Genomic DNA, 25,965 nt, shown 5'->3' with positions numbered 1-25,965 from the left:
CCAGACATGTTAACCGCGATGCTGGCCGCCTTTTTGGGCGGCATCATCCTCAACCTCATGCCGTGCGTCTTTCCGGTGATTTCGCTGAAAGCGCTTGGCCTGCTACGCCATCAAAGCCAGGCTGCCAGCGCGCGGCGGGAAGGCCTCGGTTTCCTGCTCGGCGTGCTGGTGACCATGATGGCGCTGGCTGGCATTCTGCTGGCCGCACGCGCGGGTGGCGCCGCGGTCGGCTGGGGCTTTCAGCTGCAGTCACCGCTGGTGATCGCCCTGCTGTCGCTGGTGATGCTGGCTGCCGCGCTTAACCTGCTTGGCGTCTTTGAGGTGGGACTAACGGTGCAGCGCGTCGGGGCCATCGACATTCAGCGCGGCGCTTTTTTGCGTTCCGCGCTGACCGGTGCACTGGCGATCATCGTAGCCACACCCTGCGCCGCGCCCTTTATGGCCAGCGCCATCGGCTACGCGCTGGTGCAGCCCCCTGCGGTTGCGCTGGTTATTTTCTTTGCGCTGGCGCTCGGCTTTGCCGCGCCGTTTACCCTGCTGTCGCTTTTCCCACCGCTGGCGCGATTTTTACCGCGCCCTGGCGTCTGGATGGATATCCTTAAGCGCGGGCTGGCCTTTCCCATGCTCGGTGCCTGGGCCTGGCTGGTGTGGATTCTGGCCCAGCAGGCGGGCAGCAGCGCGCTGGCTGTTGTGCTGGCCGCCTCGGTGGTGCTGGCGTTTGCCGGCTGGCTGTATGGCATGGCGCAGCAGCGCCGCTTTGCCGGAAAAGGGCACAAAGCGCTGTTCAGCGTCACGGCGATATTGCTGATTGCGGTGATCGCGCCGCTGCCGGGGCTGATCAAGCCAGGCGCGGCGCTGCAAGGCGATATACAGGCGCAAGTCAGCAAACAGACGTGGACGCCGCAGGCGGTGGCCGCTCAGCGCGGGCATGGCAAAGCAATTTTTGTCGATTTTACCGCATCATGGTGCATCACCTGTCAGGTGAACGAGAAGACCTCGCTGTCGACCCAGGCGGTGAAAACCGCACTGGCGAAAACCGGTACGCTGTACATGGTGGCAGACTCGACTAAATTTAACCCGGACGTTGATGACGTGATGAGTGAGTTTGGTCAGGGCGGTTTACCAATGTACCTGGTGTATCCGGCTGATGGCGGACCACCGAAAGTACTGCCGCAGGTGCTGACACCCGGCATCGTAGTGGATGCGTTAAACCAGGCGGCAGCGAAGAAGACGTAACGGCAACAAGGCAGCGTATGCACACAGGCGATAGCGCACGTGAAAACTGGCCCGGACTGATGGAACGCGCGCAGGCCGGGGATCAGTGTGCCTATACCCGGCTGCTGCGGGCGCTGGTGCCGGTGATACGCGCACAGGTGCGGCGCAGGCTGAGCGATGAAGCCTTAACGGAAGATGTGATTCAGGATGTGCTGCTCACGCTGCATCGCGTGCGCCATACCTACGATCCCGCTTACCCTTTTCTGCCCTGGCTGACGGCGATAGTCTCGGCGCGCGCGATTGATGCCCTGCGCCGCCGCGGCCGCCAGCAGCACTGTACGCTTGACGACGCTCAGGCCGCCGATCCCGCCAGCACGGCAGAACAGCAGCAGCTGGACACCCGGCAGGAGCTGGCGGGCTATCTCAGCCAGCTGCCGCTGCGTCAGCGTGAAATCGTTGAGCATGTTCATTTGCATGAAATGAGCCTGAACGAGGCGGCGGCACACCATAATCTGAGCGTATCGGCGGTGAAATCGCTGTTGCACCGCGCGCTCATCAATCTGCGCCGCTTTGGAGCAAACCATGACTGACCATCATTTGCTGATTGAAAAACTGGGGCGCGATCTGCGCCCGGTGAAACGCCCGCCGGCGACCGGAAAACGCGTGCTGGGCTGGCTGGCGCTGGCGCTACCGGCCGGCATCGCGGCCAGTTTGCTGGTGCCGCGCACCCTGACCGACTGGTCGCAGGCCGGCGCGATGCAGGCCGCGCTGCAACTGATGCTGGCTTTTATCCTCGGGCTGCTGGCGATGCGCAGCGCCTTTGAACTCAGCATTGCCGGCCGGCGCGGCATCAGCGCAAAGCTGCTGTTGCCGCCGGGCCTGCTGTGGCTGGGATTGAGCGCCAGCAGTCTGCTGCAGACGGCCGCGCCGCTGCAGCAGCACGACACGCTGCCGTGCTTTGTTTTCCTGCTGGTGGTGAGTCTGCCGATGCTGCTGCTGACCATCATCAGTCTGCGCCGGACGCGGACGCTCTATCCGTCCCGCAGTCTGGCCATGGCGGGCCTGGGCGTCGCCTGCATGGCGGTAAGCCTGCTGGCGTTCTGTCATCCGGTGCACCTGCATGCGCTGGATTTGCTGCAGCACCTGGCGGCCATCGTGAGCATCATCGTGCTGACCGTATTGCTTGGCCGGCGCTGGGTGCAGATCGCCTGACGACGCCGGCCAGTGACGCTATCAGGGAATGATGCGCTCCGCCCGCAGCCGGTCGAACAGCTGGGTGAAGGAATCCAGCGTGGCGCGATAGCCGGTAAAGCCGGCTTTACGGCTCTTGCTCATATCGGTAAACGCCTCCATCGGCCGTCCCAAATCCGCATCGGTGTGCCACCACGACGCCAGTTTATCGATGTCCGCTTCACGCAGCTGATAGCGCGCAGCGATTTCACGCCAGGCCGCTGCGGCTTCCTGCATGCGTCCTTCCAGCGGCATCATCTGCGCCGGATAGTCTGCAGCTTCAATACCGAAATAGTCTGCCAGACGCGGCCACAGCCAGTTCCAGCGAAACACATCGCCGTTCACCGCGTTGAAATCCTGATTGGCAGCCCCTTCAGCACGGGTCGCCCACAGCAGCTGTTCCGCCAGTAAACCGGCTTCGGTGACATCGGCCAGACCGTTCCACTGCTCCGGCGAGCCGGGAAAGATGAACGGCCAGCCTTTTTCACGGCACAGCGTGGCGTAAACGGCCAGCGTCTGCCCCATGTTCATAGCGTTACCCAATGCATAACCGATGATGGTGTGCGGACGGTGCACGCTCCAGCTGTAGCCATATTGCTCTGCGCCTGCAAACACTTCATCTTCCTGCGCATAGTAAAAGTTATCGACCGGCTGACGTCCCTGCTCTTCGCGGAACGGCGTCACCGGCACCGCGCCCTTGCCATACGCTTCGAATGGACCGAGGTAGTGCTTCAGCCCGGTCACCAGTGCCACATGCGCACCGTTCAGCCGCTCGCCGAGCGCGGCAATGACGTTATGCACCATGCCGCCGTTGACGCGAATGTTCTCTTTTTCATTCGCCTGGCGTGACCAGACGCTAAAGAACAGCGCATCCGGTTTTTCCTGCGCCAGCGCATTGCGCACCGCATCTGCATCGGTCAGATCGGCCGTCAGACTGCGGCAGCCCTCGGGAATGGCACCGCGTCCACGCGACAAACCGGTTACCTGCCAGCCCTCGCTTTGCAGCCTTTCCGCCAGCGCACGACCAATAACCCCGCTGATCCCCACGATTAACGCCTGTTTTTGCATGTCGAATCTCCTCTATTGCAGTTATCCTTAGCGTAATAGAGAATTAAATTCTTAGCCGTGGCATTAATTCACATCATTCCTGAACTGGATTCACCAATACATGCACGATCAGCGTCTGAAAGACATCGTTCCTTTTGTCGCCAGTGTTGAAAGCGGCAGTTTTGCCGCTGCTGCTGAGCGTCTGCACCTGACCGGTTCCGCCATCAGCAAAAGCGTGACGCGGCTGGAAGCGCGGCTCGGCTCTCGCCTGCTGGAGCGCACCACCCGCAGCCTGACGCTCACCGACGCCGGCAGCGCCTATTATCAGACCTGCCTGCGCATTATGGAGGAGCTGGCGGAAGCCGAAGCGGTACTGGCGGCGCAGCGCACCATTCCTTCCGGGCGATTGCGGCTGGCAGTGCCGAATACCTATGGCCGCCTCGGCGTGATGCCGCTGCTGATTCCGTTCTGTCAGCAGCATCCGGATGTGGAACTCAGCCTGACTTTCTCGGATCGCTTTATTGATCTGTTTGATGAGGGCATTGATGTCGCGGTGCGCATCGGCGGTTCGCCGGATCTGCCCGCCTCGCTCGGCTGCCGGGCGATGGGCCGCGAGCGTATGGTGTTTTGCGCCTCGCCGGACTATCTGGCGCGCGCAGGCAGACCGACCAGCGAGAGTGAGTTGCTGCAGCATCGGGCGATTCTGTACGAGCGCGTTGACGGCAGCACCAAGCCGTGGCTGTTCACCACGGCGGATGGACATCCGCACTGGCGTCAGGTGCCGTCTCGCATGGCGCTGGGCGACGTGGATGCCCAAATGCAGGCGCTGTGCGCTGGCCTTGGGGTGGCGCAGATGCCGTCATGGCTGGTGCGTGACGCGCTGGCGAGCGGCGCGCTGGAAGTGATTGTGCCGCAGCAGCAGCCGGACGGTCTGCCGCTGTCGGTGATTTGGCCGCGGCGCAAACAGCTGCTGCCGAAGGTCGACGCGTTGCTGGCGGCGCTTGACGGCCTGCAGATCAGGTGAAACGCCTTTAGCGATGGTTCAGCCGGCGCGACAGCCGGTCGCCACACAGCTGCAGCAGCGTGACCAGTGCCACCAGCACCACGATCACCGTGAGCATGACCTGCATATCGAAACGCTGGTAGCCGTAACGATAAGCCAGATCGCCCAGCCCGCCGGCGCCAATCGCACCGGCCATCGCCGAGGCATTAATCATCGTCACCAGCGTAATGGTAAAACCGCTAACGATGCCAGGCCGCGCTTCCGGTAGCAGCACGTGCCAGACAATATGCCAGCGCTGAAAGCCCATCGCCTGCGCCGCTTCCGTCAGCCCTTTATCCACTTCGCGCAGACTCACCTCCGCGATGCGAGCAAAAAACGGCGTCGCCGCCAGCGTCAGCGGCACCACGGCCGCCCAGACGCCGTAGGTAGTGCCGACAATCCAGCGGGTAAACGGGATCAGCGCCACCATCAGAATCAAAAACGGAATCGAGCGGAACAGGTTCACCAGCCAGCCCAGCAGCCGGTTGAGCAGCGGATTGGGGAATAGATCACCACGCCCGGTCACCACCAGAATCACCGCCATCGGTAACCCAATCAGCAGCGCCAGCAGCGATGACACGCCGACCATCAGCAGCGTATCCAGCAACCCCTGCCATAAACGATCAATAGCCAGTGACATAACCTGCAACCTCCAGTTGGTCCGCCAGCAGATGAAGCGCGGTAAGGGCTGCCGGCGCGTCGTGACGCGCATCCAGCAGCAGCAACAGCTGGCCGGTGGGTTTGCGATCCACCCACTCAACTGCGCTGTACAGCAGCGTCAGCTCGCCGCTGACCTGTGCGCTGATCGCCGCCAGATCCGGTTGCGCACCCTGCCCGCTGTAGCGCAGCCGCACCAGCAAACGCGAGTCCACGTCCTGACGTTGCGGCGTCAGCAGCGGCTGGATGGCCTCCGGCAGCGCGCCGAATTGCGGATTAAGCAACTGCCGCGTCGTCTCATGCTGCGGATCGCTGTACACCTGCCACACCGGACCGCGCTCAATGATTTCACCCTGATCGATCACCGCCACCTGGTGACACAGGTCGTGCACCACGTCCATCTCATGGGTGATCAGCACAATAGTGATATGACGCTGCTGATTGATTTTTTTCAGCAGCGCGAGGATGGCGCGCGTGGTTTCCGGATCCAGCGCCGAGGTTGCCTCGTCGCACAGCAGCAGTTCCGGATCGTGCACCAGCGCGCGCGCAATGCCGACGCGCTGCTTCTGCCCGCCAGAGAGTTGCGCCGGCCAGGCATGCTGGCGCGCCTCCAGCCCAACCAGCGCCAGCAGCTCATCCACTTTTTGCCGCCGTTGCGCCGCCGGTATGCCGGCCACCTTCATCGGCAGTTCAATGTTTTGCCGCACCGTTTTAGCGGACAGTAAATTGAAGTGCTGAAAAATCATGCCGGTGCGGCGCCGCCACTGCACCAGCTGGCTGGCGCTCAGTGAACTGAGATCGATACCGTCAATCACCACCGCACCCTGCGTCGGATTTTCCAGCCGGTTCAGACAGCGGATCAGCGTCGATTTGCCCGCGCCGCTGCGGCCAATGATGCCAAAAATTTCGCCGCGTTTAACCTGCAGGTCGATGTGCTTCAGCGCATCCTGCGACTGGCCGTCATAGCGTTTACTCAGCCCGCGGATCTGCACATGCGCACGGCCCGCGACCGGAGGCGTGGTGTGCAGCGCCGCCTGCTCGCCAGGAAGAGTCAGGCTGACCATGATTACTGGCTCCAGCCCGGCTGATACAGCTTGCCGTAGAACTCATCCAGCTTCGCACGCACCACCGGCGAGTGCTGATAGATATCTACAAACTTTTTGAGACGCGGATCGTCCTGATGTCCGTCACGAATCACGAACTGAATCACATATTCCGGATGCTCAAGGCCATCAAATAACAGGGCCTTGTTGGGGTCGATGGTCTTCGACAAACGCAGATAGTGCGGATATCCCTGCGCCAGGTCGACCTCATCCAGCGAGCGCGACAGCTGCACCGCCTCCACTTCGATGATTTTCAGGTGTTTTGGATTGCTGGCGATATCATCCACGGTGGATTTCAGCCCGCTGCCCGGTTTTAACGTAATCAGCTGCGCTTTTTGCAACAGCAGCAATCCGCGCGCACCGTTAATTGGGTCATTGGCAATCGCCACCGTGCCGCCATCCGGAATCTGTTCGATTGCCGTGTGCTTCTTCGAATAGAGCCCGATGTTATTGATGATGGCGGGCGCATACGGCACCAGATGGAAACCGCCCTCGCGGTTGGCATTGTCAAGAAACGGCTTGTGCTGGAACAGGTTGACGTCAATGTCGCCATTTTCCACGCTCACGTTCGGCGCAGTCCAGTCGGTGAACTCCACCAGCTCGACCTGCAGTCCCTGCTTTTTCGCTTCAGCCACGGCGGTTTCCAGCGGCGGCGCGAAAGCCGCCGTGGTACCGACTTTGAGGGCGCCGCTGTAGTCACCGGCGGCAAACGCGCTGGCGGTAAATATTGCGGCGCTCAGCGCCACTAATGAGGCAAATTTCATCCTGATTTCCTGAGGTTAAATTAACGAACGTCAGCCACAGGCCGCCAGCGCGCGGCCGGGTGGCGCGCGGGCAGACGATCCTGCTGCTGAAAAATTTTTTGCCGGAGCGATCCCGGCTGATAGGCGGTTTTGAAGCGGCCGCGCTGCTGAAGTTCCGGCACCACCAGCTCAATAAAATCGCGGTAGCTTTGCGGATTCAGGATGCGCGTCAGATTGAAGCCGTCGATGTCACCTTCATCAATCCAGCGGATCAACTGGTCGGCGACCTGAGACGGGTTGCCGACAATCACCGGGTAGCGGCTGCCAAGCGCGTGCTGCTCCAGCAGCTGGCGGCGCGTCCAGCCGTTATAGGCTTTGCTCACTGATTCAATGGCGCGCGTGTCGCCGCTGTGAATCGGTTCATCGAGGCCAAACGCGGCGAGATCGACGCCAATTGAGCTGGAGAAGTGCGCAATGCCGGCTTCAGCACTGGCGAATTCCAGATAGCTGCGGTGCTTCTCCTGCGCTTCGCGTTCGCTGGCAGCGACGATCACGCTGACGCCCATAAAGATGCGTAAGTCGTCCGCCTGACGACCCGCCGCCACCGCCGCGTGGCGCAGACGCTGCGCCTGCTCGCGCAGCGCCGCCGGCGAGCTGGCATTCACGAAACTGCATTCGGCGTGCCGCGCAGCAAACGCCACGCCGCGTGCGGATGAGCCTGCCTGGAACAGCAGCGGCGTGCGCTGCGGCGAAGGGCTGCTCAGGTGATAGCCCTGCACCTGATAAAATTCACCCTGATGATTGATCGCGTGAATCTTCTGCGCGTCGGCATACAGCCGGCGCTGTTTGTCGGCCAGCAACGCATCGTCCTGCCAGCTGCCTTCCCACAGCTGATAAGTGACATCGAGAAATTCATCGGCCTGGTCGTAGCGCCGATCGTGCGCCAGCAGTTGCTGCTGCCCCATGGCGCGCGCCGCGCTGTCGAGATAGCCGGTCACGATATTCCAGCCGATGCGGCCGTTGGTCAGATGGTCGAGCGTCGACAGGCGGCGGGCAAAAGGATAAGGGGCTTCGTAGCTGAGATTGGCGGTCACGCCAAAGCCCAGGTGCTGCGTCACGCTGGCCATGCCGGAAATCAGCATCAGCGGATCGTTCACCGGCAGCTGAATGGACTCGCGCGCCGTCAGGCCGATACCCTGCTGATACACATCGTAAACGCCGAGAATATCGGCAATGAACAGTCCGTCGAACAGGCCGCGCTCCAGCAGACGCGCTAAATCCAGCCAGTACGCCAGCGAATTGAACTCCACCGAGCGGTCCTGCGGATGGGTCCACATGCCATGGTGAATATGCCCCACGCAGTTCATGTTAAAAGCATTGAGCAGAATCTGTTTGCGGCTCATAGCGTTCCCCGTCGCGGTGGCAGCACGCCGTTAAGCAGATAGTTGCCGATGACCGGATATTTCCAGCGTACCGGGTCATGCAGCGTGTGGGTACGCGCGTTGCGCCAGTGGCGATCGAGGTTGTGCTCGCGCAGGCTGGCGCGCGATCCGCCCAGCTCAAACAGCAGGTTGCCGGCTTCCAGCGCCACCTCAGTGGTCCAGGCACGCGCTTTCGCCACTTCAACCGATGCCAGCGCGACGTGCTCAGCACTCGGGTTGCGTTGGGCGATATCGACCGCCTCCCCGGCGACATCCAGCAACGCATCACCGGCGCTGAGTCGTGCGGCGAGCCGCCCGGTGCGATCCAGCGTCAGCGGATCGTCACAGGCTCGCTCGACGCCGCTGTCCGGCCACGGCCGCGCGCGCTGCTGCACAAAAGCCAGCATGTCGTTGAAGGCCGCGCGGGCAATGCCCTGGTCGATGGCCGCATGCATAATCTGGGCAAACGGTCCGACGGTGGTCGGCCGCTCAAACGCGCTGTGAAACGGCACCACATCGTCCGGCGCGATCGCCACATCACGAAACTGCACGCTGCCGCTGCCGGTGGTGCGCTGGCCGAAACCGCTCCAGTCATCAATCACCGTCACGCCCGGCTGATGGCGCGGCACAAACACCAGCTGTTCTTTGCCGTCATCGGCGATGGCCAGCGTTGGGATGCGGTCGGCAAACAGCGCCCCGGTGCAGTAAAATTTGTCGCCGTTGAGGCGTAGCCCGCTGGCGGTCTGGCTGAAGGCGGTGGTGCGCTGATGCGCCGCCGCAGAGCCGAACTCCGCCAGCGCGTTGCCATAGTGAACGCCCGCCAGCACTTCGTTGTACAGCCGCTGCTGCTGGGCATCGCTGCCGTTAACGCGCAGCACTTCCAGCGCGTAGAAGTGGTTTTGTGGCACCTGACCGATCGATGCATCGGCAGCGCTGAGAATGACAAAAATCTGCGCCAGTTCTGCGCTGGAAATCTCAATGCCGCCCCACGCACGCGGCACGGTAATGGCGCCCAGGCCGGACTGGAAATAGTGCTGAAGTTCAGCTTGTGGCAGCTCACGCTGCCGATCGCGCTGCGCTGCGCCGCTGCGAAAGCGTTCAGCCAGCTCTTCTGCCACCTGCAGGGCCTGCTGCGCGCTGCGGATACGTGCTGCCGGCTGTTTAGCGAAAACCTGCGTCATCATCGCTCCTTAAATCCACGCATGACGCGCGGGCAGAACATCATTGAGGTAATAGTTGCCGATGGCGTGCGTTTTCCAGCGCACCGGATCGTGCAGCGTATGGGTGCGCGCGTTGCGCCAGTGGCGATCCAGCCCATGCTTCAGCAATGTGCCGCGGCTGCCGCTCCACTCCAGCAGCTTTTCGCTGGCTTTCAGTGCAATTTCGGTGGTCAGCACTTTGGCTTCTGCAACCACGATGGAGGCGCGCGCGCAGTGCGCAGCGGTAAGCGCGTGCGGGTCAATGCTGTCCAGTACGCGCGCCGCACGCACCAGCAGCGCGTTGGCGGCGCTCAGTTCGGTGCTGATACGCCCGACATCGGCGAGAATGTAAGGATCGTCTGCGTTGCGGCTCACGCCCGCGTCCACCCACGGACGCGAGCTGCTGTGAATAAACGCCAGCGCCTCATCCAGCGCGCCCTGGGCGATCCCGGCGTCAATCGCGGCCTGGATCAGCTGCGATACGGCACCGCGCAGCGTTGGCTTATCGGGGGACGGTAGCGCGATGGTCAAACCGGCATCGACCGCCACCTGCTGGAGCTTCACCGTGCCGCTGGCGGTGGTGCGCTGACCGATACCCGACCAGTCATCGATAATCTCCACCCCTGCCGCCGGCAGCGGAATGAACGCCATCACCGGCTGGCCCTCCTGCTGCGCGGTGGTCACCAGAATGTCGGCAAACAGTGCACCGGTTGAATAGAACTTTTCACCGCTGAGCCGTAACCCCTCCGGGCCTGACACCAGCTGCGCCTGCACATCACGCGTGTGCTTGCTGTTCTTTTCCGGACCGCCGTTGCCGAGCCGCTGGCCCTGTACCACCGCGCTGAGCAGGCGCTGCTGCTGTTGCGCGCTGCCTTCCCCCAGGATGAACTGAATCAGCCCGAAGTGGTTTTGCGGAATCTGGCCAAGCGACGGATCGCTGGCGGAGATCAGGCGGAACACCTCCGCCACGGTAGCAAAAGACAAACCGCCGCCGCCAAACTGGCGCGGCACGCTGATACTGCCCAGCCCCAGCTGGGTGAACTGATCGAGCAGTTCACGCGGATAGATACGCTGTTGGTCGCGTTCGGCTGCCCCGGCTTTCGCCTGTTCCGCCAGATGGCGGGCGGCATCGATTGCCGCCGCGTCAGACGTGATCACCGCCGCGCGCTGAAGTTGTTGAGCCCTGAATTGCGTCATCGCTGGATTCACTTTTTATTTTGCTGTGATTCACAGGCTCATTCTGCCAGGGCAGAGAGCCGTAATTTAATAACAGATTGGGCGCGATGATAATCAGCGGGAATAACAGCGGTAAAGAGCGCGGTTATGCTATATCCGGCAAACGGCATGCAGAAAGAGAATAAAGAATTTATCAGGGATAAGAAGGCGTTAGCAGGCGCGGAGATACAGGGTTATTACGCTGAGTGACACGGGCGAATTATCTTAAGTATTAATTCCGCTATCGATAGTGATAAATGACATTATGGTTTTATTGCGCCATGGGCTGGCGCAATAAAGTGGGCATTACGTTATCCTGGTATTACGCCTGCGCCAGATACATCGCCGGGGAATAGTGGCGCGTCGATTCACTCTTCTCACTGTGCGGTGTGCTGGTGCTGTCAATCAACTTCGCCAGCTGATAGGTCTTCACCGTTTCCTGCTGCGTCAGCTGCTGGGCAAAACGGGCGGTGAGATTACCCTGCGCATCCTGCGTCACCTCAGTGGTGCTGCGCGTTTCATCGTGAATCTGGTGGTAGTGATAGTTTTGTGACTCTTTGGTTTCATTGAGCGCCAGCGGCGAACTGGCGCTCAGCGCGGTATGAAAACTGGCGTTCAGCTTAAACAGGGTTTCCTGCGTCATGCGCTGCGTATCGCCGTTCTTCTGCTGGCTGCTGCGCTGCGCCACATCCAGAGCGAAAGTATCTTCTTCTTCCGGCTTCAGCGGATTGCTGGAGCGCGCCGTCTGGTGATAGCTGGCCGAGAAATCCGCCAGGCCGCTGATGGCACCGGCCTGCGCCGCATGCGCGCCTACGGTGATCGCCTGCGGGGTGCGCATCGCCACGCCGGCCGCCGCGCTGGTGCTGTTTAAGCTCTCGAAACCCTGCTTAAACAGTGCCAGCGCCGCGCGATCGCCGTGACCGCGCGAAGCGGCCTGATCAAATTTCGCGCTCCACTGCGCCAGGGCGCTCTGCTGCTGACCGGCGTTGCTGGCCTGCGCCAGGCTGCGCATGTCCGTCGTCAGTTTGAAACTGGCGTCAGCATTATGGAAACCCAGCCAGCGTGAACCCGGGTCGGCATGCAGATTCAGCGACTGCATCACTTCGCCGCTGCGACGCAGGTCGGTTTTCAGATCAACGCTGGCCAGCTGGTTACTGTCAAAACTGAGCAGGTCACCGACATCCAGTTTACCGTTGCCGTTATCCAGCCCGCTCAGGGTTTTCTCCAGCGCGCCGGAAAGTTTGGCAATTGCCGCAGCTTCGTCATCGTTCAGCTTACCGTGAGTGGTTTTCAGCGCCACCGCTACGCCATCCTGCTGCCGCGTCATCTGCAGGGTGAGGCTAACGCCGGACTGAGTGGTAATCTCCAGCGCCACCGCGCTCTGCGTGTCAGTTTGCGCGCCGCCGCTGGCCGGTACGCTGATGGTGACATCGTCACGCTGCTGCGTCAGTGCGCTCAGCAACGCGCTGCCAATGCCGTTCATGCTGACGCCCGAGCTTCGCACCGCCCCCATCGCCTGCGTCTGCATATCAGGCGAAAGAGGCGTGCTGGCGGTGACGCGCGCCGGCGTCATCTGGTACACCGCAGAGATGGCGTCGGTGGCTTCGCTAAAGGTGACTTTTGCTGAGGCGTCTGCCGTCAGACTATTTTGCCGGGTCGCATTGCTTGCCGTACTGCTGGTCACGCGTGCGCTGGCGCTGCTGAGATAGAGCTGTGAGAAACTACCCGGTCCGATACCGTTAATCATCCTGACTATCCTCGCTGGTATTATACCGCTACGTTATCGGCGATCCTGACGAAATCTTTACACTTCCGCACGGCGCATGACGGTGCAAAATGGTTGTTGAAATTAATAATCATTATCACTAATCTGTCTGGCGCTTTCGCTGTGACACGGAAGTAATTGACTCGCCAGCTAGTAAGGAAGCGCCATGATTTATCGCCTTATCATTCCGCTGTTCACCCTGCTGAGCCTGCTGCTCGGCCCCGCTGTCGGTTTCGCCCGGCCTGATATGACGCCGCTCGGACCCAACATTGCCGACAAAGGCTCTGCCTGGTATCGCTTCACTGTTAACACGTTTGATTCCGCTGACGGCCAGCGCCACTACAAAGTGTGGACGGCGGTGCCACGTAAACCCGCACCGGCCGCAGGTTACGCGGCGCTGTATATGCTGGATGGCAACGCCGTGATGAACCATCTCAGCGAAGCGCTGTTGCAGAAGCTGGCGGCAGGCAACCCGCCGGTGCTGGTGGCGGTAGGCTATCAGACCCCGCTGCCGTTCGATCTCGCTGCGCGCACGCTGGATTACACCCCGCCACAACAGGTGCAGGATCGTCGCGGCCGGCCAGCCGGCGGCAGCGCCGCATTCCGCCAGTTGCTGGAACAGACTATCGCGCCGCGTGCCGAACAGCATCTGCCGATCAATGCGCAGCAGCGTGCGCTGTGGGGCCACTCTTACGGTGGGCTGTTTGTGCTGGACAGCTATTTGACCTCCGGATTTTTCCAGCGCTATTTTGCCGCCAGTCCTTCCCTGCGCGGCGACGCAACGCTGTTGCAGCAGATGGCGGCGGTGACGCCCGCATCGTTTAAGCAGAAGCAGCTGGTGCTGATGGAAGGCAACGGCGAATCCCGTCCCGGCGTCAGCGATGTGCTGAGCCGGATTCGCACCACCCTCGACGGCATGCAGGAGAACGGCCTGGCGGCTCGCTTCCAGCTGTTTCCCGGGCTCAGTCACGGCCAGATGTTTCCGGCCTCGCTGGAAAGCGCGCTGTCGGCCATGGCGGAAGACGGTGCGCCGTCACGCGCACCGGATGAGTGAAAGGGCAGTTAGTTAAAGAATTTGATGTCGGTTGGCGTTGCCAGCTTCGCCGCCACACCGCGCGCGCTCAGCTTGCCGCTGTGCGCATCAAAATCAAACAGCGTAATGGTGTTGGTAAACACGTTGGTGACATAGAGATGTTTACCGCTGTTATCAAACGCCAGCGCGCGCGGCTCAATACCGTCGGCGGCATAGCGCTGTGGATCTATCAGGCTGCCATCGGCGGCAATCTTAAACACCAGCAGATGATTGTCAGATCCGCGGTTAGCGGCAATCAGGAATTTACCCTGCGGGCTGAGAATGATGCCGCCACCGCTTTTATAGGCGGCGCTGCTGTTTTGCGTATTCAGCGCCACCTGTGCCTGCCGTTCCAGCCGGTCATCAGTGACGCGGAACACCACGATTTCGCCCGCCATTTCAGTAATCACATAAGCATGTTTACCGTCGGCGGAGAACACCATGTGGCGCGGACCCGCACCTGGCGCAAAGCTTACATCACGGCTGGTATCCGCCTGCAGCGGCTCTCGCCGATCCGCGTGGTAGCGATAGGCGTGCAGTTTGTCGTCACCGAGATCGGCCGCATACAGATAGCGGCCATCATGGGTAAAGGTAGTGGAGTGCGCATGGCCGCCATCCTGCCGATCTTTTACCACGCCGCTGCCTTCGCTGAACGCGAAATGCTGGACCTGTTCGCCCAGCTTGCCGTCCGACGCAATCGGGAACACCGTCACCCCTGCTCCGCCTTTCGCCACCGAATAGTTGGCGACAAACAGGAATTTGCCGTCCGGGCTGAGAGTGGCGTGCGTCGGCTGCTCGCCGTGGCTGTCGACCTGATTCAGCACCTGCACTGCGCCCTGTTTATCGATCGCCAGCGCGGTAACGGCACCGGCATTTTCCTCATTGGTGGTATAAGCAAACCGCCCGTCGCGTGATTTAACGATCCACGACGGGCTTTTCATCCTGATCACCTCCAGCGGCTTGAGCGTCCCGTCGCTGTTGACCTGCATGCGATACAAACCTTCACTGGGTCGATCCGGCTTTTGTACCGCAGGGGCATCCGGAATACTGGTCCAGGTGCCGACTAATGCTGTTTGATGATGTTCCGTGTTCTGCGCCATAGCACTCCCCGCCAGCGTCAATAGAGCCAGTGATATTGCCACGGTTAAGTTTGTTGCTAAACCGCCAGTTGCCGGTTTTGGGTATCCACTCATTGTCTTTCCACCATAATCGGAATTTTCACGGGCCTGCGCCCAAACCAGGTTGATTTTTTTGTATTGAAACGGACGTTGTTAACGTCTCGTTAACGACTATAGTGGCATTCCCTGCGCGCAAAGCTGCGCAGGCCGATCGGCTTCACAAATCGGTTTATTTAATTGTGCCTTTGCTAATAGGTCATAGCGTTTGGTTATGGATGGCAGGAAGCAGTGTAAAAAGCCCCGGCACGCATGCTTTAATCTTTCCTTTACCGAACTCAGGGATGGTCACGACGTTATGCTGCCGTTTTCTAATGGTTTTTTATTGAGTTTATCGCTGTGTCTTGATATCGGACTCGCCAACATCGCCATGCTGACGCTGGCGATGCAGCGCGGTTATCTGCACGGTTTCTGGCTGGGCATGGGCACCTGCGTGGGCGATTTAATTTACGCCTTGCTGGCGATGGCTGGCATGGCGGTGGTACTGCAGTTTACGCCGGTGCGCTGGTTGCTATGGATTGGCGGCGGCATCTTGCTGCTGTGGTTTGCCGCTAAAATGCTTTACGCCGCGCTGGCCAAAAAAATCGATATTCCCACGGCTGAAACCCAGCCTTATCGTTCACTGCTGCGCGAATTTCGGCGCGGCATCGTGCTGGCGATGTCGTCACCGACGGCGATTCTGTGGTTCGCCAGCGTGGGCGGCGCGCTGATAGCCCGCATCGGCCACAGTGATGCCGCTGCAACCTCATGGTTTCTCAGCGGTTTTTTCCTCGCCGGGGTGGTGTGGACCTGTGTGATCTGCCTGATCGGCAGCATGGGCGGAAAGCTATTAGGCGAGCGCCTGCTGAAATATTCGTATCTCGCCTCAGCGCTGATTTTCTGTTATTTCGCGGTGTATGTGATTTGGTCGGGATACCGCGAGTTCGTGGCGGTTTAAGTCACCACGTAATCGTTAAAAATCAGCGATTATCCAGTTACGACAGCGCAAGCGTTGTAAGGTCGCCATGGATGGCGACCCGGAAAACGTCGCGCGGCAGCGAAATGCACCACTTAAACGCCGGCAATCCGCCTCAGCTCCGCCTGCGCGCCCGGCGCCACCGCCAGCACCTGCGCGCCTTTTAACAGCCGGTCGCCCTCGGTGTTAAACGGGTGATACCAGCCGCCGGCCTCTTTCACCAGACAGTAACCGGCCAGGCAATCCCACGCGTGCATGTAGGGTTCGAAATAGCCCACCACGCGTCCGGCTGCCACCCACGCCAGCATCAGCGCACCAGATCCGATACGGATAAAGTTGCCCCCCGCTGCCAGCAGCGACGCCAGCAGGCGGCCCACCTCTTCCGGGCTGACATAGCTATTAGCGCCAAAGCCGGTCACGTGATTTTGCAGCGTACGTGACGGATCTACCTGTAAACGGCGGCCATTCAGCGTTGCGCCCTGGCCGAGCGCGGCGACGTAGCACTCCTGATAGGTCGGCGCAAAGATCACGCCAATCACCGGTACGCCGTCATGCAGCACTGCAACGGAAACACACCAGTTTGGCATACCGTTGAGGAACGGGCTGGTGCCGTCAATCGGATCGACCACCCAGGTATAGCCTGACGTGCCCGGCTGCAGGCCGTACTCCTCGCCAAGAAAACCGTCGTCCGGGAAGCTGGCGCGAATCTGCTGGTCGATCATCTGCTCCACCTCGCGGTCAGCTCGTGATACCACATCCTGCAGGTCGTGCTTGGTTTCGACCACCAGCGTGTCACGCTGATTGAAGTAGGCCAGCGCCTTCTCCCCGCCCGCCCGCGCGACGCGTTCGGCCAGCAGCAGACGCGATTGCAGCGCGTCATTTTTCGTATCACTCATGCGTTATCCTTAAATTAACCGGCAATCAGGGCCAGACCCTGAGGTTTAAAATCAATCGCCACCCGTGCGGCCAGCGGCAGCTGCTGCTCCATCTGCGCATCGACGATAAACAGCGAGCCCAGTTCCGTGTTGACCTCGTATTCGATGTGATCGCCCAGCCAGGTGGCGTGTGTCACCTCGCCGCGCAGTGCGCCTTCAGCACCGCTGTGCAGGGTAATGAACTGCGGTCTGACCGACAGCTGCGCGGAGCCGGTCGCGACGCCGTTACCGCGCACGCGATAGCGCTGCCTGCCGAGTCGCACCAGCGCTTCGCTGCCTTCTACCTGTTCGACTTCGCACGGCAGAATATTGGCTTCGCCCATAAAGTCAGCGATGAACACCGAATTGGGCGCGTGATACAGGCTTTCCGGCGCGCCCTGCTGAGCAATATCGCCCTCTTTCATGACAATAATTTTATCCGACACCGCCAGCGCCTCTTCCTGGTCGTGCGTGACATACACCGCCGTGAAGCCCAGCCGCTGCTGCAAATCACGAATATCGGTGCGCACCCGGCGGCGCAGGCGCTCGTCGAGATTGGAGAGCGGCTCATCCAGCAGCAGTACCTGCGGCTCCAGCACCAGCGCGCGCGCCACCGCAATGCGCTGCTGCTGCCCACCGGAAAGTTCGGACGGCAGCCGCTGCCCCTGACTCTCCAGCCCGACCAGTTTCAGCCCTTCGCGCGCACGATCCTGCGCTTCCTTTTTGCTCATGCCGGACGATTGCAGGCCGTACATGATGTTGTCGAGCGCACTCATGTGCGGAAACAGCGCGTAGGATTGAAACACCATCGCCACGTCGCGCTCGTTGGCTGGCAGATGCGTCACGTCTTTACCACCAATCAAAATGCGCCCCGAAGTCGGATGCTCCAGGCCGGCCAGCAGGCGCAGCGTGGTGGTTTTGCCGCAGCCGGAAGGCCCCAGTAGTGTCACCAGCGTACCCGGCTCCACCGTCAGCGATAAATCCGGCAGCGCGGTAAAACCGGCAAAGCGTTTTTCGACGTGTTCAAACACCACGGAACCAGCAGTAATCGCGGTCATACGGCACTCTCCTGAGTTAACGAAGGGGAAGCAGGTGGCGCGGCGACGTCCACCGGGCGCGCCACGCGGCGCAGGCGACGTTCGCCCACCAGCCACTGGAACACGCCAATGATCAGCAGCATCACCACAATCAGTACTGTCGAATAAGCAATGGCGACGCCGTATTCGCCATTCTCTACCAGCCCGACGATGTAGGACGTCGCCATGTTGTACTGGGCGCTGACAAGGAAGATCACCGCGCTGATCGAGGTAATGGCGCGGACAAAGGCATACACCAGCGCCGCGCTGATCGCCGGTTTCAGCAGTGGCAGCACCACTTTGCGCAGCGTGCGGAAACTGCTGGCGCCCAGCGTCAGTGACGCTTCATCAAGGCTTTTATCCAGCTGGCTCATCGCCGCGATACCGCCGCGCACGCCGACTGGCATATTGCGGAACACAAAGCAGGCAATCAGGATCATTGCCGTGCCGGTAATCTCCAGCGGCGGCAGGTTATAGGCCATCACATAACTGACGCCGATCACCGTGCCGGGAATGGCAAAGCTCAGCATCAGCAGGAACTCAAACGTCTGACGACCGGCAAATTTCTGCCGCACGATGAGCCAGGCGGTCAGCAGGCCCACCACGGCGGTGAGCGGTGCGGCAATCAGGGCTATTTCCAGCGTGGTCCAGAACGAGTTCCACGCCACGCCGCTCCACAGCAGATGACCGTCACTGACGCTGACGCGGAAAGCGCGCACGTAGTGTTCGATGGTCAGCGCATCGTTCAGGCCCCACGACTGCACAAAGCCGCCCACCACAATCATGCCGTAGATCACCAGGGTAAACAGACCCCACGGAATCACCATGCCGTACACGCCGTAGCGCAGCAGACGCGGCAGCTGACCATGTTTGCCGCCGTCGCCCTTGCCGGTCACCGTGGCGAAGTTTTTGCCACCCAGCCACAGCCGCTGCAGCACAAAGGCGGCCAGCGTGAAGCACAGCAAAATCATCGCCAGCACCGCGGCGCGACTCGGATCGTTTTGCGCGCCTACCACCGAGAAGAAAATTTCGGTAGAGAGCACGCCGTGACTGCCGCCCAGCACCATCGGATTACCAAAATCGGCCATGCTTTCGATGAAGCTGATTAAAAAGGCATTAGCCAGACCTGGCGCCATCAGTGGCAGCGAAACGCGGCTGAAGGTGCGCCAGCGGTTAGCGCGCAGCGTTTGCGACGCCTCTTCCAGCGACGGACTGACGCCCTCCACCACGCCAATCAGCACCAGAAAGGCAATCGGCGTGAACGACAGCACCTGGGCAATCCAGATACCGGTCAGGCCATATAGCCAGCGGCCGGGCTCGATGCCAAACAGCGCCGCCAGATGCTCCGTCACTACGCCCGAGCGACCGAACAGCAAAATCAGCGCCAGACCAATCACGAACGGTGGCGTGATGATTGGCAGAATGGTCAGCATGCGCAGCGCTTTCTTGCAGGGCAGCGGCGTGCGCGTGGCCGCCAGGGCAAAGGCCAGACCCAGCAGCGTCGAACCACTGGCGGTCATCAGCGCCAGCCACAGCGTGCGCCACGCGGTGCCGCAGGTGCCGCCTTTCAGACAGGCAAGGCTCCAGATTGACGGATCCTGCAGATTGCTGATCAAACCGTCCGGTTTGAAACTGCCGTCAACGTCCTGCACCGACACCACAAACATGCTGAGCACCGGATAGAGTACGAAGATGCTGACCAGCGCAGTCAGCAGCACCAGCGACGCCACCACAAAGGCATCGCCTTTCAGCACGCCGCGTTCGGCCAGCGCAAACGAGAACAGCAGCAAAAACACGGTCAGCAGCAGAAGCGCGCCAGCGCCCATCGCTGGCTGTCCCTGCGGCAGCGCGCCGAAGCGATTTTCCAGCCACAGCCAGCTCCAGCCGCTGTAGCCAACCGCGTGCCCTTCCACAATCAGGAAGATCACGCCCAGCGCGCTGAACAGCAGCAGCAACCGGCTGCGCGCGCTGCCGGGCAGTAAACCGCAGGCGGCGCAAAGCGCCAGCAGCGCCACGGCGAGCGCCAGCCATGGATGGCTGCCGATCTGCCACAGCGCCGGCGCGCTGGCTTCATCACGCCACAGGTTAAGCAGCCAGCCGCTATCGAAAAAGCCTGCTTCCAGGCTGTACCACGGCAGCAGCAACAGCGCGACGGCGCCCAGCAGCAGCGCGCCTGTCAGACGGCGATTATTTGCGTTCATGTGTTACCTCAATGCGGGATCATCGCGCCATCCTTAGCGCTGTCGGAACCGGCAAGCCGCCGTCAGCGGCAGCGTCCGGCGATGCGGCATTACTGCGCGCTGGCGCCGATCTCTTTATCCCAGCGGCTCAGCAGCGCTTTACGTTTGGCGGAATCGCCGTAGGTTTTGAAGTCATAATCGATCAGTTTGATGTTCTCGAAGCGCGGCGCGTATTCGGAGATCTCTGCGTTGCGGTTTGACGGCAGCTGGAAGGATTTGGCCTCTTTCATGTGCGACTGCGCTTCGGCGCTAAGCGCCCAGTCGTACCACACTTTGGCATTGGCCAGATTGCGTGCCCCTTTGACGATCGACATTGAGCCAATCTCATAGCCAGTGCCTTCACAGGGCGCGACGGTTTTGATCGGGAAGCCGTCGACTTCCATCGCCACCGCGTCGTGCATAAACACGATGCCCACGGTGGTTTCGCCGCGCGCCGCCGCCTTCACCGGTGCCGAGCCGGATTTGGTGTACTGGGAAATGTTGGCGTTGAGCTTTTTCAGGTAATCGAACGCTTTGTCCTCGCCCATGATCTGCACCAGCGTCGCCAGGGTGTTATAGGCGGTGCCAGACGAGTTCGGATTGGCAATCTGAATTTCGCCTTTGAAGGCCGGATCGAGCAAATCAGCCCAGCAGGCTGGCGCTTTGAGCTTTTTATCCGCCAGCAGTTTGGTGTTGTAGCCCCAGCCGAGCGCACCGGCATAAATCCCTACCGTACGGTAACCTGAGTTTTCCGCCTGCTTCTGCGCCCAGTCCTGCTGCTGGTCGAGCAGCGGCGATTTATACGGCTGCGTCAGCCCCTCTTCCGCCGCCTGCATATGCGGATCGCCGGTGCCGGCCCACCAGATGTCGGTGCGCGGGTTACGCGCTTCGCTGCGCAGGCGGGCATAGGCTTCACCCGCTGACAGGCGCACCATGCTGACTTTAATATCCGGATGTGCCTGGCTGAAAATGCGCGTCATGTGTTCGCACACCACCACGTCCGCCGAGCAGACCATATTGAGATTGCCAGCGGCCGTCGCGGCAAACGGCAGCGCAGTACAACTGAGGGACAGCGCGATGGCCAGTGAGGTGTAGCGCATGATGTTCTCCTTGGTTGGCAGGGTTCCGTGCTTAACAGAGGTTTTTATTTGCACGTGTGTGCAAATTAGTAATGAACAGAAAATAGCCTGTCAAATAGCGCAATCTGCAATTGACAGGCTGTGTCACAAAAATGCAACAAATGTGATCGCAGACAAATTGCACAGCTTTGCAATTTACGGCAGACTGCTTTTCAGCCGTAATTGTGAGGAGTTGAAGATGCAGAATGACAAAGCCGGGGTGAGCGCACAGGATGTGGCCGATCGCGCGGGTGTGTCGCGTTCGGCGGTGTCGCGCGCCTTTACGCCCGGTGCCAGCGTTTCTGCAGCCACGCGTGCCCGGGTGATGAAAGCGGCGCAGGAGCTGGGCTATCACGTTAACCACCTGGCGCGCGGGCTGGTGCGCAACCGCAGCGGCATCGTCTGCCTGATTGTCTCTGAAATCGCCACGCCTTACCGCGCCACGCTGGTGCGCTGGCTGACCCAGTTTTTACAGGAAGCGGGCAAAGTGGCGATGCTGATTAATACCGATCGTTCCGACAACAGCGTCTCCGCCGCGCTGCTGCAGGCGATCAATTTTCGCGCCGACGCCTCCATCATCCTTTCCGGCATGCCGGATCGCACCATCACCCGCCAGTGCTATCAGCACGGTCAGCGCATCATCCTGATCAACCGCGACGAAGCGCTGCCGGGCTCGCTCAGCATCAACCTCGACGCGCAGGCGGCGGCCGAAACGGCGGTGATGGCGTTTCAGCGCGCCGGCTGCCGTCAGCTGGCGTTCGCCAATTCGCTGGCCGGTACGCCGAGCCTGATCAAACGCGAAGCGGCGTTTATCGCCGTGGCGGAGCGCGCCGGACTGACGGTCAGCGTGGAGCGGTTCGGCACCACCTCGTATGAGAGCGGTCAGATTCTGGCGCATCGCCTGCTAACATGCCATCAGCGCCCGGACGCAGTGTTCTGCGTCACCGACCTGATGGCCTGCGGTTTCATGGATGAAGCGCGCCACCGTTTCCAGCTGCGCGTACCGGAGGATTTGTGCCTGATTGGCTACGACAATATCGCGCAGGCTGGCTGGTCATCTTACAATCTCACCACCTTCGCCCAGCCGGTGGAGCGCTTTGCCCGCGACGCCATCGCCTGGCTGACGCAGACCGAGCAGGCGGAAAGTGGTTTTACGCCGCAGAGTGAGCAGCAGCACGACATGCTACTGTATCAGGCTGATGTGGTATGGCGCGGATCGGTGCGTGGCGGCTGATCTAAGCGCGGCATACCTGCCGTACCGTGTCACGCAACCAGCGGTGTGCGGCATCCTGCTCCAGCCGCGGATGCCATAGCTGTGACACCGTCACCTCTGGCGTGGCAAACGGTAATTCAAACATCGCAAACGCCGGATTATCTTTGATTAGCGGATGGTGCAGGCACAGCGTATGCGGCACCAGCGCCAGCCAGTCGCTGTGCAGCGTGAGCGCGACGGCAGTGGAAAAAGCGGGTACCACGGCCGCCACCTGGCGGGTAAAACCGGCGGCGAGCAGCGCCTCATGCACCGGCCCGCCCAGCTCACCGCGCCTTGACGCCACGATGTGACCATATGCGGCCAGCTGCGCCAACGTCACGTCCGCGAGTAACGGATGCCCGGCGCGCACCACGCCGACGAAGCGATCGCGAAACAGCGCCTGCAGCCGAATCTCCGGTCCCATATTGCCCAGTACGCCAATCTCCAGATCAACGTCGCCGCTGCGCAGCGGTCGATCATTTTTCTCTGCTTTCGGCATGAAGCGCAGCTGCACGCCGGGCGCCTGTGCGCGGACTGCGGCGATCAGCGCGCTGCCAAACGCTTCGACAAAACCTTCGTTGGTACGCAGCGTGAAGTGGCGCTGCAGCTCGGCGGCAGCAAAGCGTTGCGCGGGTGGACTCAGCAGCGCCTGCGTGTCCTGCAAAGTGGCATGCACCTGGCCGCGCAGCGCTTCGGCGTGTGGCGTCAGCACCATCACGCGCCCGGCGCGCACCAGCAGCGCATCGCCGGTGGCAGCACGCAGTCGCCCCAGCGTGCGGCTCATCGCTGACTCGCTCAGCCCCAGACGACGCGCAGCGCCCACTACGCTGCCTTCACTGAGCAGCGCGTCCAGCGCAGGGAGTAAATTCAAATCGACGCTATTCATCGCATTATCCTTATTGATTGAGCGCCATCTGGCAAGGCGTTTGCTGCAGGTTATCTATGCAGATGCTGCGCGTTCCGCCTGTTGTCATGCAAGGGTAGACTTTTCACTCACCCCAAAACCAGGAGAGGGTCATGAACAAGGCTTCCCGTGCTTTATTGATTGGTGCTTCACGCGGCATCGGCTTCGCGCTGGCGGAGAATATGCTGCAGCGTGGCTATCAGGTGGTGGCGACCGGCCGCCAGCACTCCCTTCACGCGCTGCAACAGCTGGCGCAGCGCTACCCGCAGCAGCTGACGGTGGAGAGCGTGGACATCACCGTGCCAGCAGAGGTCAACGCCCTGCATCTGCGGCTAAGCGGCCAGCAGTTCGATCTGCTGCTGGTCAACGCCGGCGTGAAAAATGACGATCGCGAAACCCTTGCCGATGTGTCGACGGAAGAGTTTATTCGCGTAATGGTAACCAACGCGCTGAGCCCGCTGCGCGTGCTGGAAACCTTCAGAAACAACGTCAGCGCGCATGGCACGCTGGCGGTGATGTCCTCCGGCCAGGGCAGTCTCACCAACAACACCCATGGCAACTACGAGGTGTATCGCGGCAGTAAAGCGGCGCTGAATATGTTTATGCGCAGCTTTGCCGCGCGTCACGACGATGCACGCACGCTACTGCTGCTGGCCCCAGGCTGGGTGCGCACCGACATGGGTGGCGCCGGGGCGCGACTGAGCATTGAGGAGAGCATCCCGAATCTGCTCAACACGGTGGAAAGCCAGACCGGACGCGGCGGCCTGCACTATCTCGATTACCTCGGCCGCGTAGTGCCGTGGTAAGCATTTCACGCCAGCTTGCGTTCGATCAGCTGACGCAGCGTGGCGCGCAGCCAGCGGTGCGCCGGGTCTTCGGCCCGGGCGTTATGCCACAGCAGCGAAAGCGCATAATCCGGCATGCCGATCGGCACCGCCGCCGTACTCAGCGCATAGCGCTGTTGCCATGCCTGCACCAGTCCCTGCGGAACGGTCGCGAACAGCGGCAGACGCTGCAACATTAGCGGTAACACCGAGAAGTGCGGCGTGACATAGCGCACGCGGCGCGTCAGCCCCTCGCGGGCTAACGCGGCGTCCAGCGCACTTTCACTCACGCCGCGATAGGAGACCAGCGCATGCTGATACTGCACGAACTGCGCCAGAGTCAGCGGTGGTGCAAGGTCAATTTGTCCGCGATGCCATACCGTGCGGAAGCCGGCGCGCGCAATGTGCTCCCGCGTGAGATCGCGGCTGGTTTCCTCTCCGACGGTCACCACCACGTCAGCCTGCTGCTGCTCCATCAGCGGAATGGCCTGCCACGGATCGGCAGCCACCACCCGGATATCAATATTCGGGGCCGAGTCGGCCAGCTGCAGCAGTAAATCGGGCATCAGCCAGTGCTCGAGCCAGTCGCTCATGCCGAGCGTAAAACTGCGGCTATCGTGCGCGGCATCAAAGCGATCGGCAGTGAAAATAACGCGATGGACGCTCTGCAGCAGCGGTGCGATCTGCCGCACCAGCTGATCTGCGCGCGGCGTGGGCGTCATGCCTTGCGAGGAACGCACGAACAGCGCATCGTCAAACATTGCCCGCAATCTTTTTAATGCCGCGCTGACCGCCGGCTGCCCCAGATAAAGCCGGTTTGCCGCCTGAGTTACGCTACGCACGTCATACATCACCAGCAGCACAATCAATAAGTTAAGATCGATTTTGCTGAAATCATTTTCATTGATGTTTTTCATGATTTTAATCGATTTAAATAATGACATAGCCCTCAGTATAGTGACCTGCAGTAACAGGCACCACGCTTTAAGGAGGCAATATGACCCTGCACATAGGTGAATGCAGCATTGATAAAGTGATCGAGCAGACCAGCTCACTCCCATTCGCTGCGCTGTTTCCGGCACACCGCGAGACGATGAGCGACACGCTGGCACAGCAGCCGGCAGAGATATCCATCCATAGCTGGCTGGTGCGCACCGCTCGCGACACCATCGTGATTGATACCGCAACGGGCAATGGCCGCAACCGCGATAACAAGCCGCTGTTTCACCAGCTGCAAACCGCGTGGCCGCAACGTCTGGCCGAAGCGGGCGTCGACCCTGATGAAGTGACGCTGGTGCTGATGACGCATATCCACACCGATCACGTCGGCTGGAATACCTGCTGGCGCGCTGGCCGCTGGCAGCCGATGTTTCGTCATGCGCGTTACATCTGTTCAGCGCGTGAACTGGCACAGTGCCGCAGCACGCCGTCAATGCAGGTGTTGTATCACGACAGCCTTGCGCCGCTGCTGGCGAGCGGCCAGCTGGAAACCATTGATGTGCAGCACTCCCCGCTGTTTGCCGGTGTGCTGCGCTATATGCCGACGCCGGGTCACAGCGTCGATCACGCTTCAATTGTGCTGCAAAGCGCCGGTGCCCACGCGGTATTTAGCGGTGATGTGATGCATCATCCAGTTCAGTTTGCACATCCGCAATGGAACTCAGTTTTTTGTGAGGATTTACCACGCGCCGTAACGTCACGTCAGTTACTGATAGACTGGTGCATCAGCCATCAGGCACTCTGGTGCAGCTCACACTTTGCCGGCAGTTCGTGCGGCCGGGTTTCGCCAGAGCGGCAATGGATTCCTGTGGAGGCCTGA

24 protein-coding genes are annotated in these 25,965 nt (G+C 60.9%); 9 read left to right on the top strand and 15 right to left on the bottom strand.

Going from position 1 to position 25,965, the window contains the following annotated elements; translation table 11 throughout:
- The first annotated feature begins 6 nt into the window (after positions 1-6).
- From KOL70_RS17785 to KOL70_RS17775, 3 genes are read left to right on the top strand one after another with little or no spacing between them, the layout of a single operon-like run.
- Positions 7-1,236: a protein-disulfide reductase DsbD gene (locus KOL70_RS17785; RefSeq protein WP_104187502.1), complete on the top strand. Its 1,230-nt coding sequence runs from the start codon at positions 7-9 to the stop codon at positions 1,234-1,236.
- Between the two features lie 17 nt (positions 1,237-1,253).
- Complete coding sequence (locus KOL70_RS17780; protein WP_215481225.1) at positions 1,254-1,805, top strand: sigma-70 family RNA polymerase sigma factor; 552 nt, start codon at positions 1,254-1,256, stop codon at positions 1,803-1,805.
- On the top strand, positions 1,798-2,427 hold the full coding sequence (locus tag KOL70_RS17775; protein ID WP_104187505.1) for an NrsF family protein: 630 nt from the start codon (positions 1,798-1,800) through the stop codon (positions 2,425-2,427). Before KOL70_RS17780 ends, KOL70_RS17775 begins: the two co-directional genes overlap by 8 nt.
- A gap of 21 nt (positions 2,428-2,448) precedes the next feature.
- Here the strand turns inward: KOL70_RS17775 and KOL70_RS17770 are convergent, their stop codons facing one another.
- Positions 2,449-3,513, bottom strand: a complete 1,065-nt coding sequence (locus KOL70_RS17770) for an SDR family oxidoreductase (protein WP_215481224.1) — start codon at positions 3,511-3,513, stop codon at positions 2,449-2,451.
- 100 nt (positions 3,514-3,613) lie between these two features.
- On the opposite strand from KOL70_RS17770, the gene KOL70_RS17765 reads away from it, so the two are divergent.
- Complete coding sequence (locus tag KOL70_RS17765) at positions 3,614-4,516, top strand: LysR family transcriptional regulator (RefSeq protein WP_215481223.1); 903 nt, start codon at positions 3,614-3,616, stop codon at positions 4,514-4,516.
- 7 nt (positions 4,517-4,523) lie between these two features.
- Here KOL70_RS17765 and KOL70_RS17760 read toward each other — a convergent pair whose 3' ends face one another.
- From KOL70_RS17760 to KOL70_RS17730, 7 genes are all read right to left on the bottom strand, one after another.
- Positions 4,524-5,174, bottom strand: a complete 651-nt coding sequence (locus KOL70_RS17760) for a methionine ABC transporter permease (protein WP_021508962.1) — start codon at positions 5,172-5,174, stop codon at positions 4,524-4,526.
- Entirely contained in the window at positions 5,158-6,255 is a 1,098-nt protein-coding gene (locus KOL70_RS17755; RefSeq protein WP_215481222.1) for a methionine ABC transporter ATP-binding protein, read from the bottom strand. Before KOL70_RS17755 ends, KOL70_RS17760 begins: the two co-directional genes overlap by 17 nt.
- Positions 6,256-6,257: 2 nt before the next feature.
- Positions 6,258-7,058: a MetQ/NlpA family ABC transporter substrate-binding protein gene (locus KOL70_RS17750; protein ID WP_215481221.1), complete on the bottom strand. Its 801-nt coding sequence runs from the start codon at positions 7,056-7,058 to the stop codon at positions 6,258-6,260.
- A gap of 20 nt (positions 7,059-7,078) precedes the next feature.
- A complete protein-coding gene (locus KOL70_RS17745; RefSeq protein ID WP_215481220.1) occupies positions 7,079-8,440 on the bottom strand; it encodes an LLM class flavin-dependent oxidoreductase in 1,362 nt (453 codons plus the stop codon).
- Positions 8,437-9,639, bottom strand: a complete 1,203-nt coding sequence (locus KOL70_RS17740) for an SfnB family sulfur acquisition oxidoreductase (RefSeq protein WP_215481416.1) — start codon at positions 9,637-9,639, stop codon at positions 8,437-8,439. The genes KOL70_RS17745 and KOL70_RS17740 overlap by 4 nt, the downstream gene beginning before the upstream one ends.
- A gap of 9 nt (positions 9,640-9,648) precedes the next feature.
- On the bottom strand, positions 9,649-10,854 hold the full coding sequence (locus tag KOL70_RS17735) for an SfnB family sulfur acquisition oxidoreductase (RefSeq protein ID WP_215481219.1): 1,206 nt from the start codon (positions 10,852-10,854) through the stop codon (positions 9,649-9,651).
- Between the two features lie 340 nt (positions 10,855-11,194).
- Positions 11,195-12,619 (bottom strand): hypothetical protein, encoded by a 1,425-nt coding sequence (locus KOL70_RS17730; RefSeq protein ID WP_215481218.1) that lies wholly within the window; start codon positions 12,617-12,619, stop codon positions 11,195-11,197.
- A 184-nt stretch (positions 12,620-12,803) separates the two neighbouring features.
- Between KOL70_RS17730 and KOL70_RS17725 the strand changes: the two genes are divergently transcribed.
- Positions 12,804-13,691: an alpha/beta hydrolase gene (locus KOL70_RS17725; RefSeq protein ID WP_215481217.1), complete on the top strand. Its 888-nt coding sequence runs from the start codon at positions 12,804-12,806 to the stop codon at positions 13,689-13,691.
- Between the two features lie 8 nt (positions 13,692-13,699).
- Here the strand turns inward: KOL70_RS17725 and KOL70_RS17720 are convergent, their stop codons facing one another.
- The gene (locus KOL70_RS17720; RefSeq protein ID WP_215481216.1) at positions 13,700-14,809 is read right to left on the bottom strand and encodes a lactonase family protein; all 1,110 of its coding nucleotides are present in this window, start codon (positions 14,807-14,809) and stop codon (positions 13,700-13,702) included.
- A 373-nt stretch (positions 14,810-15,182) separates the two neighbouring features.
- Between KOL70_RS17720 and KOL70_RS17715 the strand changes: the two genes are divergently transcribed.
- Entirely contained in the window at positions 15,183-15,821 is a 639-nt protein-coding gene (locus KOL70_RS17715; protein ID WP_141495877.1) for a LysE family translocator, read from the top strand.
- Positions 15,822-15,934: 113 nt separating this feature from the next.
- Here KOL70_RS17715 and KOL70_RS17710 read toward each other — a convergent pair whose 3' ends face one another.
- From KOL70_RS17710 to KOL70_RS17695, 4 genes are all read right to left on the bottom strand, one after another.
- On the bottom strand, positions 15,935-16,735 hold the full coding sequence (locus KOL70_RS17710; RefSeq protein WP_021508951.1) for an inositol monophosphatase: 801 nt from the start codon (positions 16,733-16,735) through the stop codon (positions 15,935-15,937).
- Between the two features lie 14 nt (positions 16,736-16,749).
- Positions 16,750-17,811 carry an ABC transporter ATP-binding protein gene (locus tag KOL70_RS17705; RefSeq protein WP_021508950.1) on the bottom strand — a complete coding sequence of 354 codons (1,062 nt, stop codon included), beginning with the start codon at positions 17,809-17,811 and terminating at the stop codon, positions 16,750-16,752.
- Entirely contained in the window at positions 17,808-20,030 is a 2,223-nt protein-coding gene (locus KOL70_RS17700; protein WP_215481215.1) for an iron ABC transporter permease, read from the bottom strand. Before KOL70_RS17700 ends, KOL70_RS17705 begins: the two co-directional genes overlap by 4 nt.
- 89 nt (positions 20,031-20,119) lie before the next feature.
- Complete coding sequence (locus KOL70_RS17695) at positions 20,120-21,148, bottom strand: ABC transporter substrate-binding protein (protein WP_021508948.1); 1,029 nt, start codon at positions 21,146-21,148, stop codon at positions 20,120-20,122.
- A 217-nt stretch (positions 21,149-21,365) separates the two neighbouring features.
- Here KOL70_RS17695 and KOL70_RS17690 point away from each other — a divergent pair, with 217 nt between their 5' ends.
- On the top strand, positions 21,366-22,400 hold the full coding sequence (locus KOL70_RS17690; RefSeq protein WP_215481214.1) for a LacI family DNA-binding transcriptional regulator: 1,035 nt from the start codon (positions 21,366-21,368) through the stop codon (positions 22,398-22,400).
- Position 22,401: 1 nt separating this feature from the next.
- On the opposite strand, the gene KOL70_RS17685 is transcribed toward KOL70_RS17690, so the two are convergent.
- The gene (locus KOL70_RS17685) at positions 22,402-23,304 is read right to left on the bottom strand and encodes a LysR family transcriptional regulator (RefSeq protein ID WP_215481213.1); all 903 of its coding nucleotides are present in this window, start codon (positions 23,302-23,304) and stop codon (positions 22,402-22,404) included.
- 131 nt (positions 23,305-23,435) lie between these two features.
- On the opposite strand from KOL70_RS17685, the gene KOL70_RS17680 reads away from it, so the two are divergent.
- Positions 23,436-24,128, top strand: a complete 693-nt coding sequence (locus tag KOL70_RS17680) for an SDR family NAD(P)-dependent oxidoreductase (protein ID WP_058759032.1) — start codon at positions 23,436-23,438, stop codon at positions 24,126-24,128.
- A 5-nt stretch (positions 24,129-24,133) separates the two neighbouring features.
- Here the strand turns inward: KOL70_RS17680 and KOL70_RS17675 are convergent, their stop codons facing one another.
- Positions 24,134-25,090, bottom strand: coding sequence for a LysR family transcriptional regulator (locus tag KOL70_RS17675; protein WP_254185877.1), 957 nt, complete (start codon positions 25,088-25,090; stop codon positions 24,134-24,136).
- Between the two features lie 53 nt (positions 25,091-25,143).
- Here KOL70_RS17675 and KOL70_RS17670 point away from each other — a divergent pair, with 53 nt between their 5' ends.
- On the top strand, positions 25,144-25,965 hold the full coding sequence (locus KOL70_RS17670) for an MBL fold metallo-hydrolase (protein ID WP_215481212.1): 822 nt from the start codon (positions 25,144-25,146) through the stop codon (positions 25,963-25,965).

Source organism: Pantoea sp. B270 (assembly GCF_018726825.1).
Classification (GTDB): domain Bacteria; phylum Pseudomonadota; class Gammaproteobacteria; order Enterobacterales; family Enterobacteriaceae; genus Pantoea; species Pantoea dispersa.
This window is presented reverse-complemented; position numbering and strand designations above follow the sequence as displayed.

Coding starts and splice junctions, on each gene's coding strand:
- KOL70_RS17785 (WP_104187502.1), top strand. CDS start 7: ATGTTAACCGCGATGCTGGCCGCCTTTTTGGGCGGCATCATCCTCAAC.
- KOL70_RS17760 (WP_021508962.1), bottom strand. CDS start 5,174: ATGTCACTGGCTATTGATCGTTTATGGCAGGGGTTGCTGGATACGCTG.
- KOL70_RS17765 (WP_215481223.1), top strand. CDS start 3,614: ATGCACGATCAGCGTCTGAAAGACATCGTTCCTTTTGTCGCCAGTGTT.
- KOL70_RS17670 (WP_215481212.1), top strand. CDS start 25,144: ATGACCCTGCACATAGGTGAATGCAGCATTGATAAAGTGATCGAGCAG.
- KOL70_RS17680 (WP_058759032.1), top strand. CDS start 23,436: ATGAACAAGGCTTCCCGTGCTTTATTGATTGGTGCTTCACGCGGCATC.
- KOL70_RS17750 (WP_215481221.1), bottom strand. CDS start 7,058: ATGAAATTTGCCTCATTAGTGGCGCTGAGCGCCGCAATATTTACCGCC.
- KOL70_RS17730 (WP_215481218.1), bottom strand. CDS start 12,619: ATGATTAACGGTATCGGACCGGGTAGTTTCTCACAGCTCTATCTCAGC.
- KOL70_RS17770 (WP_215481224.1), bottom strand. CDS start 3,513: ATGCAAAAACAGGCGTTAATCGTGGGGATCAGCGGGGTTATTGGTCGT.
- KOL70_RS17780 (WP_215481225.1), top strand. CDS start 1,254: ATGCACACAGGCGATAGCGCACGTGAAAACTGGCCCGGACTGATGGAA.
- KOL70_RS17740 (WP_215481416.1), bottom strand. CDS start 9,639: ATGACGCAGGTTTTCGCTAAACAGCCGGCAGCACGTATCCGCAGCGCG.
- KOL70_RS17710 (WP_021508951.1), bottom strand. CDS start 16,735: ATGAGTGATACGAAAAATGACGCGCTGCAATCGCGTCTGCTGCTGGCC.
- KOL70_RS17695 (WP_021508948.1), bottom strand. CDS start 21,148: ATGCGCTACACCTCACTGGCCATCGCGCTGTCCCTCAGTTGTACTGCG.
- KOL70_RS17700 (WP_215481215.1), bottom strand. CDS start 20,030: ATGAACGCAAATAATCGCCGTCTGACAGGCGCGCTGCTGCTGGGCGCC.
- KOL70_RS17675 (WP_254185877.1), bottom strand. CDS start 25,090: ATGTCATTATTTAAATCGATTAAAATCATGAAAAACATCAATGAAAAT.
- KOL70_RS17720 (WP_215481216.1), bottom strand. CDS start 14,809: ATGGCGCAGAACACGGAACATCATCAAACAGCATTAGTCGGCACCTGG.
- KOL70_RS17745 (WP_215481220.1), bottom strand. CDS start 8,440: ATGAGCCGCAAACAGATTCTGCTCAATGCTTTTAACATGAACTGCGTG.
- KOL70_RS17755 (WP_215481222.1), bottom strand. CDS start 6,255: ATGGTCAGCCTGACTCTTCCTGGCGAGCAGGCGGCGCTGCACACCACG.
- KOL70_RS17705 (WP_021508950.1), bottom strand. CDS start 17,811: ATGACCGCGATTACTGCTGGTTCCGTGGTGTTTGAACACGTCGAAAAA.
- KOL70_RS17775 (WP_104187505.1), top strand. CDS start 1,798: ATGACTGACCATCATTTGCTGATTGAAAAACTGGGGCGCGATCTGCGC.
- KOL70_RS17690 (WP_215481214.1), top strand. CDS start 21,366: ATGCAGAATGACAAAGCCGGGGTGAGCGCACAGGATGTGGCCGATCGC.
- KOL70_RS17735 (WP_215481219.1), bottom strand. CDS start 10,854: ATGACGCAATTCAGGGCTCAACAACTTCAGCGCGCGGCGGTGATCACG.
- KOL70_RS17685 (WP_215481213.1), bottom strand. CDS start 23,304: ATGAATAGCGTCGATTTGAATTTACTCCCTGCGCTGGACGCGCTGCTC.
- KOL70_RS17715 (WP_141495877.1), top strand. CDS start 15,183: ATGCTGCCGTTTTCTAATGGTTTTTTATTGAGTTTATCGCTGTGTCTT.
- KOL70_RS17725 (WP_215481217.1), top strand. CDS start 12,804: ATGATTTATCGCCTTATCATTCCGCTGTTCACCCTGCTGAGCCTGCTG.